Origin of the sequence: Apibacter raozihei (genome assembly GCF_004014855.1) — a bacterium.
GTDB lineage: Bacteria > Bacteroidota > Bacteroidia > Flavobacteriales > Weeksellaceae > Apibacter > Apibacter raozihei.
Map to the genome: position 1 here is coordinate 2,597,447 of NZ_CP034930.1, position 18,302 is coordinate 2,615,748.

The 18,302-nt window shown below is 30.8% G+C and carries 16 protein-coding genes; 9 read left to right on the forward strand and 7 right to left on the reverse strand.

The features are described from left to right. Window positions 1-81: 81 nt before the first annotated feature. Window positions 82-675 (forward strand): acetate uptake transporter, encoded by a 594-nt coding sequence (locus EOV51_RS11535; RefSeq protein ID WP_128152680.1) that lies wholly within the window; start codon window positions 82-84, stop codon window positions 673-675. Window positions 676-1,003: 328 nt separating this feature from the next. Here the strand turns inward: EOV51_RS11535 and EOV51_RS11540 are convergent, their stop codons facing one another. Continuing rightward, a complete protein-coding gene (locus EOV51_RS11540; RefSeq protein WP_228427623.1) occupies window positions 1,004-2,206 on the reverse strand; it encodes an aminotransferase-like domain-containing protein in 1,203 nt (400 codons plus the stop codon). 68 nt (window positions 2,207-2,274) lie between these two features. Here EOV51_RS11540 and EOV51_RS11545 point away from each other — a divergent pair, with 68 nt between their 5' ends. The 5 genes from EOV51_RS11545 (at window position 2,275) to EOV51_RS11565 (ending at window position 6,761) form a co-directional block, all read left to right on the forward strand. Beyond that, complete coding sequence (locus EOV51_RS11545) at window positions 2,275-2,811, forward strand: GNAT family N-acetyltransferase (protein WP_128152681.1); 537 nt, start codon at window positions 2,275-2,277, stop codon at window positions 2,809-2,811. Window positions 2,812-3,046: 235 nt separating this feature from the next. Further along, window positions 3,047-3,919 (forward strand): DMT family transporter, encoded by an 873-nt coding sequence (locus EOV51_RS11550; protein ID WP_128152682.1) that lies wholly within the window; start codon window positions 3,047-3,049, stop codon window positions 3,917-3,919. Between the two features lie 79 nt (window positions 3,920-3,998). Next, the gene (locus EOV51_RS11555; RefSeq protein WP_128152683.1) at window positions 3,999-4,730 is read left to right on the forward strand and encodes an MBL fold metallo-hydrolase; all 732 of its coding nucleotides are present in this window, start codon (window positions 3,999-4,001) and stop codon (window positions 4,728-4,730) included. Between the two features lie 94 nt (window positions 4,731-4,824). Next, on the forward strand, window positions 4,825-5,631 hold the full coding sequence (locus EOV51_RS11560; protein WP_128152684.1) for a UDP-2,3-diacylglucosamine diphosphatase: 807 nt from the start codon (window positions 4,825-4,827) through the stop codon (window positions 5,629-5,631). Then, a complete protein-coding gene (locus EOV51_RS11565; RefSeq protein ID WP_128152685.1) occupies window positions 5,628-6,761 on the forward strand; it encodes a glycosyltransferase family protein in 1,134 nt (377 codons plus the stop codon). Before EOV51_RS11560 ends, EOV51_RS11565 begins: the two co-directional genes overlap by 4 nt. Before the next feature lie 82 nt (window positions 6,762-6,843). On the opposite strand, the gene EOV51_RS11570 is transcribed toward EOV51_RS11565, so the two are convergent. Then, a complete protein-coding gene (locus EOV51_RS11570) occupies window positions 6,844-8,538 on the reverse strand; it encodes a hypothetical protein (protein ID WP_128152686.1) in 1,695 nt (564 codons plus the stop codon). 1,182 nt (window positions 8,539-9,720) lie between these two features. Between EOV51_RS11570 and EOV51_RS11575 the strand changes: the two genes are divergently transcribed. Together EOV51_RS11575 and nrdG are read left to right on the forward strand one after the other, a co-directional pair. Continuing rightward, the gene (locus tag EOV51_RS11575) at window positions 9,721-11,928 is read left to right on the forward strand and encodes an anaerobic ribonucleoside triphosphate reductase (RefSeq protein WP_128152687.1); all 2,208 of its coding nucleotides are present in this window, start codon (window positions 9,721-9,723) and stop codon (window positions 11,926-11,928) included. Next, a complete protein-coding gene (nrdG, locus tag EOV51_RS11580; RefSeq protein ID WP_128152688.1) occupies window positions 11,921-12,418 on the forward strand; it encodes an anaerobic ribonucleoside-triphosphate reductase activating protein in 498 nt (165 codons plus the stop codon). The genes EOV51_RS11575 and nrdG overlap by 8 nt, the downstream gene beginning before the upstream one ends. A 30-nt stretch (window positions 12,419-12,448) precedes the next feature. Here the strand turns inward: nrdG and EOV51_RS11585 are convergent, their stop codons facing one another. The 5 genes from EOV51_RS11585 to hxlB all read right to left on the reverse strand — a co-directional run bounded on the left by EOV51_RS11585 (window position 12,449) and on the right by hxlB (window position 16,778). Then, the gene (locus tag EOV51_RS11585; RefSeq protein ID WP_128152689.1) at window positions 12,449-12,745 is read right to left on the reverse strand and encodes a winged helix-turn-helix domain-containing protein; all 297 of its coding nucleotides are present in this window, start codon (window positions 12,743-12,745) and stop codon (window positions 12,449-12,451) included. Further along, window positions 12,738-13,322: a hypothetical protein gene (locus EOV51_RS11590; RefSeq protein WP_128152690.1), complete on the reverse strand. Its 585-nt coding sequence runs from the start codon at window positions 13,320-13,322 to the stop codon at window positions 12,738-12,740. The genes EOV51_RS11585 and EOV51_RS11590 overlap by 8 nt, the downstream gene beginning before the upstream one ends. After that, window positions 13,323-13,964: a hypothetical protein gene (locus tag EOV51_RS11595; protein WP_128152691.1), complete on the reverse strand. Its 642-nt coding sequence runs from the start codon at window positions 13,962-13,964 to the stop codon at window positions 13,323-13,325. It lies immediately after the preceding gene. Between the two features lie 28 nt (window positions 13,965-13,992). After that, complete coding sequence (locus EOV51_RS11600) at window positions 13,993-16,140, reverse strand: TonB-dependent receptor (RefSeq protein WP_128152692.1); 2,148 nt, start codon at window positions 16,138-16,140, stop codon at window positions 13,993-13,995. 83 nt (window positions 16,141-16,223) lie between these two features. Then, window positions 16,224-16,778, reverse strand: a complete 555-nt coding sequence (gene hxlB / locus EOV51_RS11605; protein ID WP_128152693.1) for a 6-phospho-3-hexuloisomerase — start codon at window positions 16,776-16,778, stop codon at window positions 16,224-16,226. A gap of 95 nt (window positions 16,779-16,873) precedes the next feature. On the opposite strand from hxlB, the gene EOV51_RS11610 reads away from it, so the two are divergent. Further along, on the forward strand, window positions 16,874-18,283 hold the full coding sequence (locus tag EOV51_RS11610; RefSeq protein ID WP_128152694.1) for a sn-glycerol-1-phosphate dehydrogenase: 1,410 nt from the start codon (window positions 16,874-16,876) through the stop codon (window positions 18,281-18,283). The last annotated feature ends 19 nt before the right edge of the window (window positions 18,284-18,302 follow it).

The window sequence follows — 18,302 nt, forward strand, 5'->3', positions numbered from 1 at the left end:
AATAAAAACATTATAAATAATGGTTGATAAATTATAAAAACTATATTCAAAATAAAATATAAACCACAAAATTGTAATAATATGGAAATAAGAGCAATGAAAATTCAGGTAGCAGATCCTACACCTCTTGGCTTATTTGGCCTTGCTTTGGTAACATTAGTAGCATCTTCTCAAAAAATGGGAATAACAGAAGGGTTATCATTAGTAATACCCTGGGCTCTCTTTTTGGGAGGGATTGCTCAACTGATTGCAGGATTTTACGATTTTAAACATAATAACCTATTTGGAGCTACTGCCTTTTGCGCCTACGGTCTTTTTTGGATAACCGTCTGTTTCAGCTGGCTGATAAAATTAGGATGTTTTGGAGATACATTAGCTTCAACAACCGATACCAAACAATTAGGATTCGCATTTATTTCCTATTTACTCTTAAGTATTGTATTAACCATTTCTTCATTAAAAATGTCAGTAGTAATGTTTTTGTTAATGGCTGATATTTGTCTGCTGTTTTTTGCACTAAGTATGGATTCATTTGGAATGGGAGATGTTTGGCACGATGTAGCCTCATACTCAGAACTAACCATTTCATTATTGACTTTTTATGCATTATTTGCAAAATATTTGTCAGGATACTTTGGAAAATCAGTTTTACCCGTAGGCGGACCTTTACTTTGATTTAAAAATATATAAAGCAAAATAAAGAAGTAACTTATTATCTCTTTATTTTGCTTTACATTATTTGCTTTAAAATTGATACACTTTCCTCTAATTCTTCTAATGTGCTGGAGGCAAATCCTAAACGAATAAAATTTGAATGCAAAGGTTGATTATGTACTATATGACTATTCGAAATATCTAACTCATGAATAAGTGCATTTTTAGACAAATTAATCAAATTCGTTTTAATATTAAACTGACACCATACCGCCAAGCCTCCTTCAGGAATAGAAAACTCTATCTGATCCTTAAGATCTCTGTTAAGAAGAAAACAAAAGTAATCTCTTCATTCCTTATATATTTTCACAGCTTTTCGTAAATATCTTTGAATAATACCTTCATCTATTAGTTCAGCCATTGCATTTTCTAACACATAATCACCCTGTCTGTCGGTTATCAAACGTATTTTAGTTAAATGTTCAATTACATTTTCGGAAGCAACCAAATAACCTAATCGAAAAACAGGGGCAAGAATTTTACTAAAAGAACCACAATAAATAACCATTCCATGTTTGTCTAAGCTTGCTAGTGGTTGTAACGGTTTTTGCTTATAATGAAAATCAAAATCATAATCATCCTCAAAGAGTATAAATTTATATTTTTCAGATAACCTAATTAATTCTAACCTACGATCCATCCGCAAAGTAACAGTAGTTGGATATTGATGATGAGAAGTTACGTAGACTAAACGTATTTTTTTTCTTATGCATATATTTTCCAATTCCTCAGTTGATAACCCGTAAGTATCAACTGAGACTTTCAATATTTCGGCCTTAAAAAATTTAAAATTATCTTCCGCTCGTTTCCATCCGGGATTTTCCATTACAACACAGTCTCCGGGTTCAAGTAAACCACTGCATACAAGATGTATACCCATAGTAGTGCCTTTTACAGTTAAAATATTATTTTCCGTAGTTTGCAAAGCTCTAGAATAATTTAAATATTCAGATAACGATTTTCTTAAAATTAGTGAACCTGAAGGAGTACTATATGTCCCATATTGAAAATAAAATTTACGACTGTTGCTTTGATTTTGATACGCTTTAGTTAATTCTTTAATTGGGCTGAGTCTCAAGTCGGGAAAACCATCATCTAAACGTAAACGAGAATTTATAACCGGATAATGAGAATCAATGGAAATATTTTTTGAAATTTTAAAACCTGAATGTTTTAAAAAATCTGAATTACCCGGACTGAACTCATAGTTAGATAATTGAGGTAAAGAAGATGAAATAAAACTACCTTTTCCAATAAAGCTTTCCATCCAACCCTGTTGTTCCAATTCCTGAAAAGCTTTACTAACAGTTATTCTGTTAATATTAAGTAGCTCTGAGAGTCTTCTTGTACTTGGAAGTTTATATCCGGGTAATAATTTTCCCTGTTTAATGCCATCTATAATATAATCACTCAGTTGAATATATAAAGACGTATTTGCGTATTTATCTAATTTTAACTGTGAAAATAACGAAATAATTATTGGACTATCCATTTTAATAAAATTGGTATATAAAGGTAGTCCAAATTAAGAGTAAATTTGAAAAATTAAAAACACAGGTTATGAATTTTTCAATACAAACACCCTTAGAGAATAATGAAATATTATTAAATCCTTTGGACGAAAAGGATTTTGATTTACTTTATAAAGTAGCCTCAGATCCTGCTATATGGAAACAACACCCGGTAAATGACAGATGGAAAAAAGAAGTTTTCGAGTTATTTTTTAAAGGCGGAATGGAAAGTGGAGGAGCATATGTAATAATTGATAAATTATCCGGCGAGTTTATAGGAAGTACACGTTTTTATAATTATATAGAGAATGAGAACAGCATTATGATAGGTTTTACTTTTTATGCGGTAAAATATTGGGGTAAAGGAATTAATCCCTCAGTAAAGAAATTAATGATTAACTATATATTTCAATATGTTGATAAAATATACTTTCAGGTCGGAGCCACTAATATTCGTTCTCAAATTGCAGTTACACGTTTAGGGGCTGAAAAAATAAGTGAAGAAAATATTGCATACCATTCAAAAGAACCTGTAAATCCTGATTTTGTTTATGAATTGAATAAGGAGAAATGGTTAAAATTATAAAAAATAAAGTATAATATAACATAAAAATAAATTACAAATTATCTGATAAAACTGTTATATTTGTTTAAAATTTAATATATGAATAGGGAAAGTTGTCTTCCTCCACCACTACGATTTTAATAATTTAAGAATGTTTATAAAAAATCCAGGAACAAATAATGTAATTATCCTGGAAAGTATAATTATTAATAAGTAAAACTATTGCCTTTTAAAAAAGGCAGGAAGATAATTTTTTATGAAAAAGTCATATTTAATACTACATGTAGCCGTATTACTAGCTGGTTTTACCGGAGTTTTTGGCAAATTAATTTCATTGAATGAAGGATTGCTGGTATGGTACCGCGTTTTTTTTTCCTTTTTAATTTTATTTTTAATTTTAAAAATATTCAAAGTTGTTGATACAACTCATAATTTTAAAGAAAGATTTAAAATAGCAAGAGTAGGAATGTTTATAACAATACACTGGGTATTTTTCTATGCCAGCATTAAATATTCTAACATATCCATAGGAGTCGTTTGCTATTGTTTAACCAGCTTTTTTACCGCTATTTTTGAACCCATAATTAACCGGAAAAAGTTTAATATAACAGAATTGCTATTGAGTGCCGTCACTCTTTTGGGTATAAGTTTAATCTTTCATTTTGATACTTCCTACCAGACGGGAATAATTTTAGGAATAATTTCTTCTTCTTTTGCTGCATTATACACTATATATAATGAGAAACTAGTGAAAATATATGACAGCAAAATAATAAATTACTATCAAATGATAGGAGGGACTGTTGGTTTAGGTTTATTATTACCACTTTATCTTTACTTTTTTCCTGTCAACAGTCTTGTACCGGATTTTAAGGATACTTTATATCTATTATTATTATCTTTATTCTGTACTGTAGGCTTATATGTGTTATTTGCCGAATCATTAAGGAACATTCCTGCATTTACAGTAAACTTAAGTTTCAATTTAGAGCCAATATATGCAATAGCAATGGCTTTTATGTTTTTTAATGAAAGCAAAGAGGTTAATTTTGCTTTTTATTTAGGATTATTCTTTGTTATTTTATCAGTAGCCCTTCAAACGTATTTTTCTACACGAAAAAATAAATAAATAAATTAGTAAATAGCTTATTATTAAAAATTGATAATAAGCTATTTTAAAATAATAACAAATAAAATTTTTTAATGTTATGGAAATTATACCATTGAAAGAAGGCGATTTTTTCGTAAATAAAAGAAAAGAGTTTCGTTTATTAGAAGAAGGAGAAAACTCTAATGATTTAAGGATTGCGATTCAGCCTTTTTTAATTAAGGTACATAATGAATATATTATGCTGGATTGTGGCTTAGGCTGGTTATATGATGACAAACCGGTTTTTTTGCATCTCTTAAAAAAGTTAAACATACAATCATCTGAAATTTCCAAGATATTAATTTCTCATTTACATAAAGATCACATCGGAGGATTAGGTATAATACAAAACAATTATTTTTTATTAAATTTTCCCCAAGCTACAATATATGTTCAGCAAAGAGAATTTGAATATGCAAATTCACAAAAACAAAGCTTATCATATGATTTTAAATTAATAGAAGCATTAAAAAACAATTCTGCAGTGCATTGGCTTAATGCTGACTCAGGGTATATAAATGATTATATAAAATATCAGGTAACCGGAGGACATACTCCTTATCACCAGGCATTTTGGATTAAAAATTCAGATACTATAGCTTTTTACGGTGCTGATAATTTACCTACATCAGCTTATTTAAATTATGACATTGCTTATAAATCTGATTTTGATGGAAAAAAAGCCAAACAACAACGGATAAACTGGAAGCAGGAAGCATTACTATATAACTGGAAAATACTTTTTTATCATGACTTAAAAACTCCGGTTACTAATCTCACAGCTCAATAATTTTTTTTATATTATTTAATTTATTCTTAATCAGTAAGTAACAACTTGTTAATTATTCTTTTATTTCTTTGATGAAGATACAAAGCACTAATAAATGAATAAAAAGAAACATCATAAAACAATTGTTATTTCTGATTTACACTTAGGTTCAAAATGGTGTAAATCCGATGAAGTAATTTGTTATCTGAAACACAATACCTGCGACACTCTTATCTTATGTGGTGATATTATTGATGGATGGAATATAATGAGAGGAAAAAAAGGTAAATGGAAAAGAAAATACACTGATTTTATTAAGCTTATATTAGATATTCAACATGAAACCAAAATAATATACCTACGAGGAAATCACGACGATTTTCTGGATAAAGTAGTTCCCATGAAATTTCAGAATATTGAAATTGTAAGGGATTATCTATACACTAGTGGCGAAAACTCATATTATATTCTACATGGTGATGTTTTCGATAAAGTAACTTCACGTTTTAGCTGGCTGGCTAAATTAGGAGATGTAGGCTATACGTTTTTATTATGGGTAAATAAAGTTTATAATCAAAAGAGATTAAAAAAAGGATTACCCTATTATTCTTTATCTAAAGAAATTAAAAATAAAATAAAACTCTCTGTTTCATATATCAGTGATTTTGAAAAACATATAGTAGATATTGCAAGAGCAAAAAAATGCAAAGGAGTAATCTGTGGACATATTCATCACCCTGAAATAAAAAAATATAATGAAATATTGTATCTTAATTCTGGTGACTGGGTAGAATCATTATCAGCATTAACAGAAGATTATCAGGGCAATTGGAGTTTATATTATTATAAGCCGGAAGATTATATAAATCTTGAAGATCCTGTAAATGAGTTTGAAGAAGAATACTACTTGCAAATAATATGAAATACTTATTTACAATACAAGGAGAGGGTAGAGGGCATATGACCCAGGCTTTGGTCTTATCTGAAATGCTTAGAAAAAACGGACATGAAATTGGTAAAGTAATCATAGGTATGAGCCATCAGAGAGAAGTCCCTGAATATTTCATTCGTAAAATAGGTAGTGAAGTTGAAGTTATAGAAAGTCCTTCGTTTATTTTTAAAAAAGATAAAAAAAAGGTTAATTGGTTAAAAACTGTACTTTACAATGCAAATCCACTAAAAACGATGGAATATATACGAAGTATAAAAAAAATACGTAAAAGTATTCAGGAGTTTCAGCCCGATGTGGTTATTAATTTTTATGAAATGCTTACCGGGTTTACTCACTTGATTTACGGGAAAAACAATCAATTAGTTACTATTGGGCATCAATATTTATTTAATTATTTAAGTGACAAATACAAAGAAAATAAATTAAAGTCAAATTTTATTTTTCTTCGTTTTCATGCTTGGATGACAGGTTTGCAAGCAGATAAAATCCTGGCTTTATCATTTTATCCCGTAGATGATAAAATGGGTAATAAAAAGATTAAAGTAGTCCCCCCTTTACTAAGAAAAGAGGTCAGGAATGGAAGAAGCACTAAGGGTACTTTTATTCTCGGATATCTGTTAAACGAAGGGTTTGAAAAAGAGATACGGAGCTGGCATGAAAAAAATCCCGAGGTAAACCTTAAAATATTTTGGGATAAAAAAAACGTTCCAGAAGAAGTGAAGATTGACCAAACCTTAACATTTTACACTTTAAATGATCAGAAGTTTATACAATATATGACAGAATGTGTAGGCTATATATCTACAGCCGGATTTGAATCAATCTGTGAATCTTTTTATCTGAAAAAACCGGTAATGGTCATACCTGTACATATAGAGCAGAAAATAAATGCGCACGATGCAGTATCAACAGGAAAATGTATTTCAGCCAATACATTTGACATTTCAAAACTGTTGAATTTTATAAATACTTATTCAACTCATGATACAAGTTATCATAATTGGGTAAGCAAAGCAGAAGAAATATATATGGAGCAGATAGTTACTAAAATCAATCACAAAAAAGAGAGTGAATTAGATTTATTGGTAAAATTCAATTAAAAAAAAGGATAAAAACATTTACAGTTTTTATCCTTTTTCTAATTCAAAAGTATATATAAAATAATTATTTCATTGCTAACTGCTACTTATCCAGCGAAGCATCGTAAACACATCGTACTTTTAATCGGTTAGATTTAACACGAACACTTTGTTTGAATTCTCCACTTGGAGTACCTCCGGCCCCATTATTATCACGTTCCCATGAAATAGCAGAAGTACAACCAGGTCCGGATTGATTTGACCAGTATCCGTCTATAATAAAACTCCAGTTATCTTTAGGGATATTCATAGCCTTTAGCTCAGCTAAAGTAGGCAATCTCCATCCTGATCCTATAGATCTGCAGGATCCGGCCAAAGGAGGATCAGATTGCGGATGACTAGATCCAGAACTACAATTAGCACCTCCATCATCTACAGTGTTAGCAGCTGTCCACCAGCCTGCAGTTCCCAGATTTTTACTTTCTGAACCATTAATAATTTTTATGGTGATAGTAACCGGTTTCGCTTTTGGATCAGCATTTGCATCTGTTAAAGTTATGATTACATTTTTATCTGCTGAAGGACGATTTAACTCAACAACTAAGTTACTTGTTGCTGAAGTACCTCCGGTAAGTTCTGTACCACCACTGACCGTAATGCTTTTTACAGACGCTGACTCACTGGTTACTGATGAATTCCAGACAACATTAGAAGCAACAGGAATGATTAAAGATTTAGTAGCATTGACAATAGTTACCGTATAGCTGGTTAAGCTAGGAACAATCGCATAATTTTGCTGAATAAATTTAACCGTTTCTGAATTGCTTCCTAACTGAACTAAGGAAGATGAGTTTTTATATAAAAACGGATTATTTTCTATTTCTTTGTCTGTCATAGAATCAGCTGAAACCTGTATGGAAGAGGGTGAGCTTCCAATTTGATCAGCAGATAAACTAAACGGAGCAGCCGGCATAGCCATAGTTGGTGTATTTGTAGTTGACTGCCAGGTAATAGTAAATATTTGATTATTTACCGATCTTAGATCCTGTCCGCTGGCTAGTTCTATTAAGGTTGGATTAACACGTAAAGATTCCTGTACTTGAGATATAACGATATGAATTTCACATAGCGAATTTTCAATTTGTACAGGGATAATATAGTCTGTAGTAGAATTAGAAGTACCAACAATTTTAATGGAAACTGTTCCGGTACCATTTAATGTCTGATCTCCATCAATCTGTACGTCTAATCCTTTACCATCATCCGGAGAAACCAAAATACTTTGATTATTAATTAAAGATATAGGGTTTCCGGATTGACTGTAACTTATTTGTTCGGATAGTTGAGTAGCTATTCCTGTAGAAACTGAAACTGAAAGATTCTGACAGTCTAAATGAAATTGATTGGCTTGAGTACAAGGACTCCATAAACGTGTCCATACTGAACCCTCCCATACATAAGGACCTACGCATAATTGTCTGTTAACATCATTTTCGCTAACCGTATTATCTGTTAAATTGTAAACAATTATACCCGTATTAGCATCCTTAGCTGAACTGAAATCTGTTTGATTGCTAGCATTTTTCATAATTGCTTTATCTATTTCAACCAATTCTACACGAGGTAGAAGTAATCCTTTTTCAGCATTTGAGGAACCATCATTAACTTCAGATGATTTCAATTGTAAAAGAGATCCGTTGGCAGCTTTAGTACTAGTACCAATAGTCATTTGTGCCTGAAAAGGCGAAGTAAAACAGCATAAAAAAGTTATACTTCCCAAAAGTTGTAAGTATTTCATTGATAAAATATTCTTAATTTAGAGGTTGTTGTTTTAATAGTCTTGAAAGCTTCATGCTTTCTTTTAATACTTTTTTTACATTTAATTATTAAAAAAAAACTAATTTTATGTCATTTTTATATGATTAAGTAAAAATTACCAGCCTTTATTTAAAAAAAAACTAAGTTATTTTGTATCTCAGTAAATTAATGATGATTACATAATAATATTTAACAAGATTAAATTTTTTTTGAATGTGTATTTTCACTTTTAATCAAGTATATATCTTATAAACAAGTTATTTTTTAAAAACTTTTATTTAGAAACATAAATAAATCCATTAATTTTAAAAAATAAAAGAATAAGCCAGATATTTTCTAATAAAATAAAAATAAAGAGTAACAATAAATTAATATATATTAATATTATCTTATATATTAATATTTTTCCTATTATTTCAATATAAAAATATTATTTATCTTATTTTGTTATTTTAATTAGTATCTATAAAAAAGACATAGCTATTTAAAAAATTAGATTAATATTGATTGAAATAAGTAGATTAATGAGTTAGAATGAGCGGGTTTGAGAGATAATTGTTGCATAATTAATTTTTTGATAAGTTGTATATTGTATTTTTCCGTGGTAAAAGTAGTAATTCTATTTATTTTCGCAAATTTATTACTAAAATATACATAAATCATATTATTTATACATAATAATTACTTAAAATCATAATTTATGTTGTTAAATTAAAATATAATTTATATTTATATTATAATTTGATAAATTAGTTTTTAAATATATATACGATTGAATCTTAATACATTGTGAAATTTTTTTTGTGAAAATTTATCAATAATCAAATAACGAATAATTTATTTCAACTATTTAAGTATAATTGAAATTTTATATTTAATTAATATTATATTTTAAAATTGTTAATTTTTAACAGGCAGTTAAAAATTAGTTAATAACTCTGTGCTGCCCAAAGATTTTCATAATTCTAAACAGAGTACATTTGTAGTCACCTATAGTAGAATAGATATTTATTATTGAATATGTTTATATAATTATGGATTAATTATATAAACATATTTATAAATAGGAGTCCGTAACAAGTTCGAATAGTTTCAGAATAAAAATCTCTTTAAAGTATCTATTTTAAAATTATTAATCCAGTTGGTAATATAAAATTTTATTATGATTCAGCAAGTAGTTAAGCGAAATGGTAAGATGGTAGATTTTAATAAAGAAAAGATAGTTGAGGCTATAAGAAAGGCAATGCTACAGACAGAAAAAGGTGTAAATTATTCCTTGATAGAAGAAATCGCAAATTCTATATCTCAATTAAAACAAGAAGAAATATCTGTAGAACAAATTCAGGATATAGTTGAAATTGAACTAATGAAAAGTTCGAGAAAAGATGTTGCAAAAAAATTTATTTCATATAGAAATAAGCGGAGTATAGTCAGAAAAGCAAAAACTCAGCAAATTTTTCTTGAAATCATAGAAGCAAAATCAAATGATATAACCAGAGAAAATGCTAATATGAATGCTGACACACCAGCAGGTATGATGATGAAATTTGCAAGTGAATCAACCAAGCCATTTACAGATTCATATCTTTTAAATCAGGAAGTTAAAGAAGCTGTAGAGTCTAATTACTTACATATACACGATAAAGATTACTACCCCACAAAAAGCTTAACATGCGTACAGCATCCGTTAGATAAAATACTCAAATATGGTTTTTTTGCAGGTCACGGAGAGTCCAGACCTGCAAAACGCATTGAAACCGCAAGTATGCTTAGCTGTATATCATTAGAAACAGCACAAAATGAAATGCACGGTGGACAGGCTATTCCTGCTTTTGATTTTTATCTGGCACCTTATGTCCGTAGAAGTTATATTGAAGAAATTAAAAATATAGAACAATTAAATACAAAAGATTATAAACATCTATATTCTTATCCCATCAGTGAGTATATTAAAAAAGATTTAGAAAGTTTAGAAGGTGAATTAAAAATAGTTCAGTATGCTATCAATAAAACAGTAGGAAGAGTTCATCAATCAATGGAAGCTTTTATACACAACATGAATACAATACATTCAAGAGGAGGAAATCAGGTAGTTTTCAGTTCCATAAATTATGGAACAGACACCTCGGCAGAAGGCAGATGTATTATTCGTGAATTGTTGAACAGTACTTATGAAGGCGTTGGAAATGGAGCTACGGCTATATTTCCCATTCAGATCTGGAAGAAAAAAAGGGGAGTTAGTTATTTACCGGAGGATAAGAATTACGATCTCTATACGCTAGCTTGTAAAGTAAGTGCTAGACGTTTTTTTCCTAATTTTCTCAATTTAGATGCTACCTTTAATCAACATCAAAAATGGAAAGAAGATGATCCCGAACGATACAAATATGAAACGGCAACCATGGGTTGCAGAACACGTGTTTTTGAAAATTTATACGGTGAAAAGACATCAATAGGACGGGGAAACATATCTTTTTCAACAGTCAATCTGGTAAAAATAGCATTAGAAAGTAAAAATATTCAAGATATACCGGAAAGAATAACTTATTTCTACTCATTTTTAAACCGAATATTAGATTTAACAGCTCTTCAGCTTCATCAAAGATTCGAATTTCAAAAAACAGCAGCACCACGTCAATTCCCTTTATTAATGTCTGTTTTATGGAAAGATACTGAAAAACTAAAAGACCAAAATACCATTGAAGACGTAATTAATCAAGGAACACTAGGAATTGGCTTTATTGGACTCGCAGAAGCTTTAGTTGCTTTAATAGGAAAGCATCATGCTGAAGATGAAAACGCACAAAAATTAGGATTGGAAATTATTTCACATATGCGGAAAAAAGTTGAGGAATATTCTCAAAAATATAAACATAATTATAGCGTTCTTGCTACTCCCGCCGAAGGATTGTCCGGACGTTTTACCCGTAAAGATAAAGAACAGTTTGGAATCATCAGCGGGGTTACAGACAGAGAATATTATACAAATTCCAATCACGTTCCTGTATATTATAAATGCAGTGCTCATCACAAAGCGACAATTGAGGCTCCCTATCATGAAATGACACGGGGAGGACATATATTTTATGTTGAAATTGATGGAGATGCCACTCATAATCCTGAGGCAATAATGACTGTTGTAGATATGATGGATAAATATAATATGGGATATGTCTCTGTCAATCATAATAGAAATCGTTGTCTGGATTGCGGTCATGAAAATGCAGATGACAAACTTGAAAAATGTCCGGAATGTGGAAGCATTCACATAGACTGTTTACAACGTATAACAGGATATCTGGTTGGTACAACCAATAGATGGAATCATGCTAAATTATCAGAGCTAAAAGACCGGGTTATTCATGACTGATTTATTAGTTTTAGACATTGTATACGACACCACCGTTGACGGACCTGGATTTCGTACGGCAATTTATGCAGCCGGATGTATACACCAATGCTATAACTGCCATAATCCTCAATCATGGAATAAAAATGAAGGTACACGCTATTCAATTGAATATTTAATTGATATTATTAAAAAAAATGAATTTGCACACGTTACATTAACAGGTGGCGACCCGTTAATTCAGGTTCAGGGATTTAGAGAGCTGAGTGAAAAAATAAAATTAGAAACGAATAAGAATATTTGGTGTTATACAGGATTTGTTTACGAACAAATAGCTAAATCTAAAAAATTAGCTCAGATACTTCCATTTATAGATGTTTTAGTTGACGGTAAATACGTGGATGAATACAATGATAAAAAATTAATGTTTAAAGGAAGTAGCAATCAACGCATAATAGACATAAAAAAAACAATAAAAACAGGTAAAATTATAAACTGGGAAAGAATATAATTTTACCTGATGAATTATTAATTTTGGATGCTAATTTTCTTTAAAATCTATATAGCTGTTTAATGAATCAATATACATTTTAAATCTTTGAAGACCGATATCCGTAATTTTGCAGGTTGTTAACGGGAAATTGCCCTTATATCCCTTATGTATCTCTATGCAGCCCGCATCTTTTAATTTTTTTAATTGTATACTCAAATTTCCTTCACTGGCATGAGTTTGTTCACATAAATAAGAAAAATCAGCCTGTTTTAGCGCTACCAATATAGAAACAATCCCCAAGCGAAGTTGAGAATTATGTAATAAAGGATCTAAGTCTTTAAACATTCTTAATAATTCTTCTGTTTAATAAATATCCTGGTAATGTATAACTAAACAAACAAACGATACCTCCCGCAAGCAGCTGATAGGGAAGAGCAATATAAACTGCAGCTAAAGCCATGATCCAATTTAGCATTCCTCCTAATATCAGAGGCTTGAATCTCAAATAATTACCACTAATTAATAGCCACGAACCGTAAACCATAAATATCATAGGTAAAGGAGGTATATGAGTTTGTTGAAGTATAACCAGAACAAGAAACAAGAAAAAATGAAATATAAGAGAAATAAAATGCGTATTTTTTTCCCATTGAGAATTTTCTTTCTTACTCTTTTTTTCTTTTAAATAAAATGAGATGGAAAGAAATGTTGCAATTACGGTAATAATAATCCAGAAATATAAAGCAAAATCAGAATATCCGCTCACTAAAAAAATAAAATGTAAAATCATTGCTATAGATATAGCTGTACCCCATACTATATAATGAAATCCGTTTTTTCTTTCAGCATAGCTTACGTTATGCAGTACCTGGTATATATAATTTATTTTTTCTTTGGCTTCCTGTTTTTTATTTTGCATCATTTACTTATTTAAACAACTGTTTAATAGTTCCTGAGCAGTATTTTCTCCCCAGTGAGGAGCTATCCTGTTTACAGGCTTAAAATCTGAAAATTTTTGTAAGGCTTCCTTTAGTACCGGAATAGCTCTTTCCTCTCCACCTCCGAAAGCTTTAGGCGTATAATAAATACCAAATGCACGAATCAGATAAGGACGAGGATTTTCTGGGTTGGCTTTTAAAGCTAAATTTACATAATCAGCACTTTTTTTGCCTAATTCAGCACCTAAAACCATTGGATCAATATTAACCTTTATCCCGTAAAGATAAGCATACAATGCATATATTTCTGAAGCATCAGGATTTAGTTTTTCAGCTAGAGCTATATAATTTTCTGCCCGATTACAATAAGCTTCAATTTCAGATGGTTTACTAAGGCTGGCTATATTAATATAGGAATAAGCTGTATAATAAGGGATTAACCAATCGGTCTTGTCTATCAGAGACATCCGCTCAAACTCATTAGCTACTTTAACCAAAGTTTCTTTTGAACGAACAGTATCCAGAATAGCAATACGTTCTTCAATCATAGTTTCCATTTTGCTTTGCGAATGAGCATTAAACAAAAACAGGGATAAAATCAGAGTAATAAAAATTTTTCTTTTCATTTTATATAGGATTATTTTAAAATTTACGTTAAGGTAATTGATTAAGAATTTCATCTGATCGGTTTTGCCCAATACTGATGAACCAGCCTAATAAAAAACTTCTTTTATAAGGAAGGGTAACGCTTTGTCTGTTTGTGCCGTCATTTGAATACCTGTATCCGAAAACCTGCTCATTTCCCAATATGTTATTCACAGCAAAAACAAAAGTGTTAAAAGTTTTCCCCCATTTTCTTAGTAAGGCTATATTAAAATTTGCATTATGATAAAAAGGAGTTCGATCATTTAAAAATATTGGACTGGATGGATTATAGTAAGGTCTTCCGGAAGCTATAGAATAAGAAGTACCCACAAACAGTCCCAGTTTTTCAATAAAATATTTGACCACAAGATGTCCCGTATGAGACGAGGCAAAAGTAGGCATGGCTTTGTTGGGATAATCCAGGTATTTTCTTTCCGTATTCAGCCAGGTATATGAAATCCAGTAATCCAGACCTTTAATGGATTTACCGTCTCTCCAGAAAAGATCCAGACCACCCGCATATCCAAATCCATGATTTCCAATTTCCGGAGCGGTAGTTATTAATTTACGATAATCTTTATAATACCCTTCCATTCTTAAAATTCTCTTTTGATTAGTGTACTGATAATTAGCGATATAATGAAAAGCTCTTGTAAAAGTTAATTCTTTTCCATAATATGAGTATAAAAACTCAGGAGTTTGTGAATATTCACCTGCAGAAATATTTATCTGACTAAATTTACTTGTACGATAAGCAAACGATAGACGGGGTAAAAATATAAATTTATGTAAAGTTTCATCATATTCTGCTCGTATTCCCGGGCGGGAAATAAAATTACGCATTATAACTATATCAGTTTCTGCCCAGATACCTGAACTATAATTAGAATGATGTATTTTTTGTCCTATATTCGTCGTATCAAAATGTACACTAAAATAGAATCCTTCAGCCCCGAAACTAGGTTTAAACCTATCTGATATTTTTCCATTTACAGAAAACCGGAGCTGATGTTGGTAAGTTGAGTTTTCAATCAGAGTTTGATTGTTATTAATTTTGTCTCTATTAAAATTAAATCCATAACCGGCATTAATGTCCCATGAATTATTTAACTTCTTTTTGTAGGTCAATAAAGAGATGGCATTTGCATTTTTAATACTATATGGAATGAAATGATCCGGCAAATCATAATCCGGACTTAAAAGAGATTGTTTTTGTATACTTCCATAGCCGTACCATTTGAACATTTCATTATTTTTTGTACTTTTTCTAAGATTAGCAGTAACAGTTGCCCCCTCAGGTGATTTTATCCAGTCTGTATACTGAGAAACTATGGAATAATAAGTAGAAAAATTGGAATAGCTGATATCAATTCCCCCTGAAAAGTCTTTATTTTTATTTAAAAAAGTATGTCCGCCTTGAATCGCATAGGGAACTAAAGCAATTACGGAGGAAGACTTAGATGGATGATCTTTGGTTTCGAGATTTAGTACAGACGATAAAGCGCCTCCGTATTGGGAAGAATAACCGCCGGTATTAAAAATAATCCCTTTAAATAAATGAGGAGAAAACCTGCTCTTTTGAGCTATATCAGGAACTCCAGATGTATAAGGGTTAGGAATATTCAATCCGTCTATCATCACTTTACTTTCATCACCGCTTCCTCCTCTCACAAACAGCTGTCCGCTTTCTCCAACTACCTGAGTACCTGGAAGAGTGCGTAAGGCGCCTGTAATATCTCCGTCTGTACCTGCAGTAGTTTCTACATCCATAGTATTTAATACTGCCGATTTATTTTTATCCCCTATACCAAAACTCCCTGCAGTAATAACTATTTCATCTAATGACAAAATAGGATCTTTCATTTTTAATAAAAACGGAGGCATATTTTTTTCAATAAATACCGGTTGCCAGATATCCTCTTTTGAAAGATGCTTAACAACTAATATCGTATCACCGGTAAGTAAGGTAGAAAATGTAAATGTTCCGTCTGAATCTGTGGTTGAACCATCTAACGTACCCTCAATGAAAACATTAGCACCAACAAGAGGAAGATTTTTATGATCAATAACTTTTCCTTTGATAATATTTTGTGAAAAAACAAAATTTTGAAATAGTAAATTAAATACAACAGTAAAAAATACGACAGTTATTTTCATTGTAATTTTATCTCTAGCAAATATAAGTACTTTTATGCATAAAAGTACTTATCAGCTAAAAAAATTTACACAAAATATATCTGCTACTCCAAATTTGCATGTCGCTCATACATAGTTTTTCCCGTTTCATTCAATTTTTTCATCAAATTCAAAACAATAGCATCAAACAAAATAAAACTCAGTTGTTCAAATGAAGATCCCATAGGCTGCAATGATGCTTCTGTATCTGAGTCTTTCTTAGATCCCGGTAAAACAATAGCTGCATCCGATAAGTCAAATAAAGATGATTTTGGATTTACAGTATTCAATAAAACAGCCATATTTAACTTTTTAGCCTTTTGTGCAAGCATAACCAGACTGGAAGTTTCCCCGGATCCTGAATTTATAATCAAAATATCTCCCTCTTTTGTATGAGGTGTATTTATGTCTCCAATAAAACTTACTTCAAGTCCTAAATGCATGAGCCTATTGGTAAAAGCCCTGGCAACTAGACCCGATCTTCCGGCTCCAGATAAAAAAATACGATTTGCGTTAAGTATATAACTGATAAATTGATTAATTTCTTCATCATTTATTTTATAACGGCTGGTTTCAAGTTCCAACAAAATTTTTTCAATATAGTATGAAGTATTTTTCATTTGTGAAATTTTATTTTTAAAAATCGAAATTATTTATTCAAAATTACATATATTTTTTTAAATTTGTTTCGTAAACGAAAAAATATTTTAACAAAATGAACCTAAATAAAATAAATTCTGCACTTACTTATGCAACACAAACCCAAAGTCTGGTAATCGGCTCAGACATTCTTCCGAAAATTCCGGAAATTATAAAACAACTTTTTCCAGAAAAAAAAGCTGTTATAATCGCAGATCCCAATACCTTTAAAGCTGCGGGTAGTGAAATTGAACAAATACTGGAAAAAAATAATTTAAAAGGAAGCCAATCTTATATTATTACAGATCCGGATTTATATGCTGAGTATCGATTTGTCGATCAAATCAGAGATTTTTTGAAAAAAGACGATCTGATTCCTATCGCCGTAGGTTCGGGAGTAATAAACGATTTAGTTAAAAGAGCAAGTTTTGAGCTGGAACGTGAATATGTATGCGTAGCCACGGCAGATTCAATGGATGGTTATTCTGCTTATGGTGCATCAATAACTCAAAACGGTTCTAAAGTAACATTTTCCTGTCCTGCCCCGAAAGCACTGTTTGCAGATATAGAAATTATCAGAAAAGCTCCTAGTTTATTAACAGCCTCCGGTTACGGAGATTTATTTGCCAAAGTCGCCGGTGGTGCTGACTGGATTCTGGCAGATGCTATCAGTAATCCCGATCATCCCAAAATAGGGGTAGAACCAATTGACGAAATAGCATGGGGTATTGTTCAAAATGGACTACATGAAGCGTTATCTGACCCTGAAGGTGCTAAAAACGGTGATAGAAAAGCAATAGAATCATTAACAAACGGATTAATGCTCGGAGGACTAGCCATACAATACATGAAATCGACGCGTCCGGGATCGGGAGCAGATCATCAATTCAGTCACCTTTGGGATAATGAACATCATACTTTTAGCGGAAATATGGCTCAAAAATTTGGTTTATATCCCAACAAAGATACACAAGCTCCTTCGCACGGATTTAAAGTAGGAATTAATACTTTATGTGTTATAGCACTTTATGAAAAATTGTTAGAAACTCCGGTTGAAAATTTAAATATTGATTCTTTAACTGAACAATGGCATTCATTAGATGAAGAAATTAACAGAGTAAAAGAAATGTATGAAAACTCTGATATACTAGACTTTGTTATACAACAGGTTACAGACAAACATGTAACCAAAGAAGAACTAAAAGATCAGCTTATACGACTAAAAAACAGTTGGCCGACAACTAAGGAAAAATTAAAAAAACAGTTGATTCCTTATCAGGAATCTAAAATACGTTTACTAAAAGTAGGTGCTCCTACAGAGTGCGAAGAAATAGGAATAACTAGAGAAAAATTAAAAGAAACCTTTTTTAGGGGACAAAAAATACGTAGCAGATATACTATTTTAGATCTTGCATATCGTATAGGACTTTTGGAACAATGGGTAGATGAACTTTTTGATTCCGGTTATCTTAGCAATAAAAACTAAAACTCAAAAATTATAAATC

Bases quoted from the DNA above. Each gene is read 5' to 3' on its own strand.
- EOV51_RS11535 (WP_128152680.1), top strand. From the start codon at position 82: ATGGAAATAAGAGCAATGAAAATTCAGGTAGCAGATCCTACACCTCTT.
- EOV51_RS11540 (WP_228427623.1), bottom strand. From the start codon at position 2,206: ATGGATAGTCCAATAATTATTTCGTTATTTTCACAGTTAAAATTAGAT.
- EOV51_RS11545 (WP_128152681.1), top strand. From the start codon at position 2,275: ATGAATTTTTCAATACAAACACCCTTAGAGAATAATGAAATATTATTA.
- EOV51_RS11550 (WP_128152682.1), top strand. From the start codon at position 3,047: ATGAAAAAGTCATATTTAATACTACATGTAGCCGTATTACTAGCTGGT.
- EOV51_RS11555 (WP_128152683.1), top strand. From the start codon at position 3,999: ATGGAAATTATACCATTGAAAGAAGGCGATTTTTTCGTAAATAAAAGA.
- EOV51_RS11560 (WP_128152684.1), top strand. From the start codon at position 4,825: ATGAATAAAAAGAAACATCATAAAACAATTGTTATTTCTGATTTACAC.
- EOV51_RS11565 (WP_128152685.1), top strand. From the start codon at position 5,628: ATGAAATACTTATTTACAATACAAGGAGAGGGTAGAGGGCATATGACC.
- EOV51_RS11570 (WP_128152686.1), bottom strand. From the start codon at position 8,538: ATGAAATACTTACAACTTTTGGGAAGTATAACTTTTTTATGCTGTTTT.
- EOV51_RS11575 (WP_128152687.1), top strand. From the start codon at position 9,721: ATGATTCAGCAAGTAGTTAAGCGAAATGGTAAGATGGTAGATTTTAAT.
- nrdG (WP_128152688.1), top strand. From the start codon at position 11,921: ATGACTGATTTATTAGTTTTAGACATTGTATACGACACCACCGTTGAC.
- EOV51_RS11585 (WP_128152689.1), bottom strand. From the start codon at position 12,745: ATGTTTAAAGACTTAGATCCTTTATTACATAATTCTCAACTTCGCTTG.
- EOV51_RS11590 (WP_128152690.1), bottom strand. From the start codon at position 13,322: ATGATGCAAAATAAAAAACAGGAAGCCAAAGAAAAAATAAATTATATA.
- EOV51_RS11595 (WP_128152691.1), bottom strand. From the start codon at position 13,964: ATGAAAAGAAAAATTTTTATTACTCTGATTTTATCCCTGTTTTTGTTT.
- EOV51_RS11600 (WP_128152692.1), bottom strand. From the start codon at position 16,140: ATGAAAATAACTGTCGTATTTTTTACTGTTGTATTTAATTTACTATTT.
- hxlB (WP_128152693.1), bottom strand. From the start codon at position 16,778: ATGAAAAATACTTCATACTATATTGAAAAAATTTTGTTGGAACTTGAA.
- EOV51_RS11610 (WP_128152694.1), top strand. From the start codon at position 16,874: ATGAACCTAAATAAAATAAATTCTGCACTTACTTATGCAACACAAACC.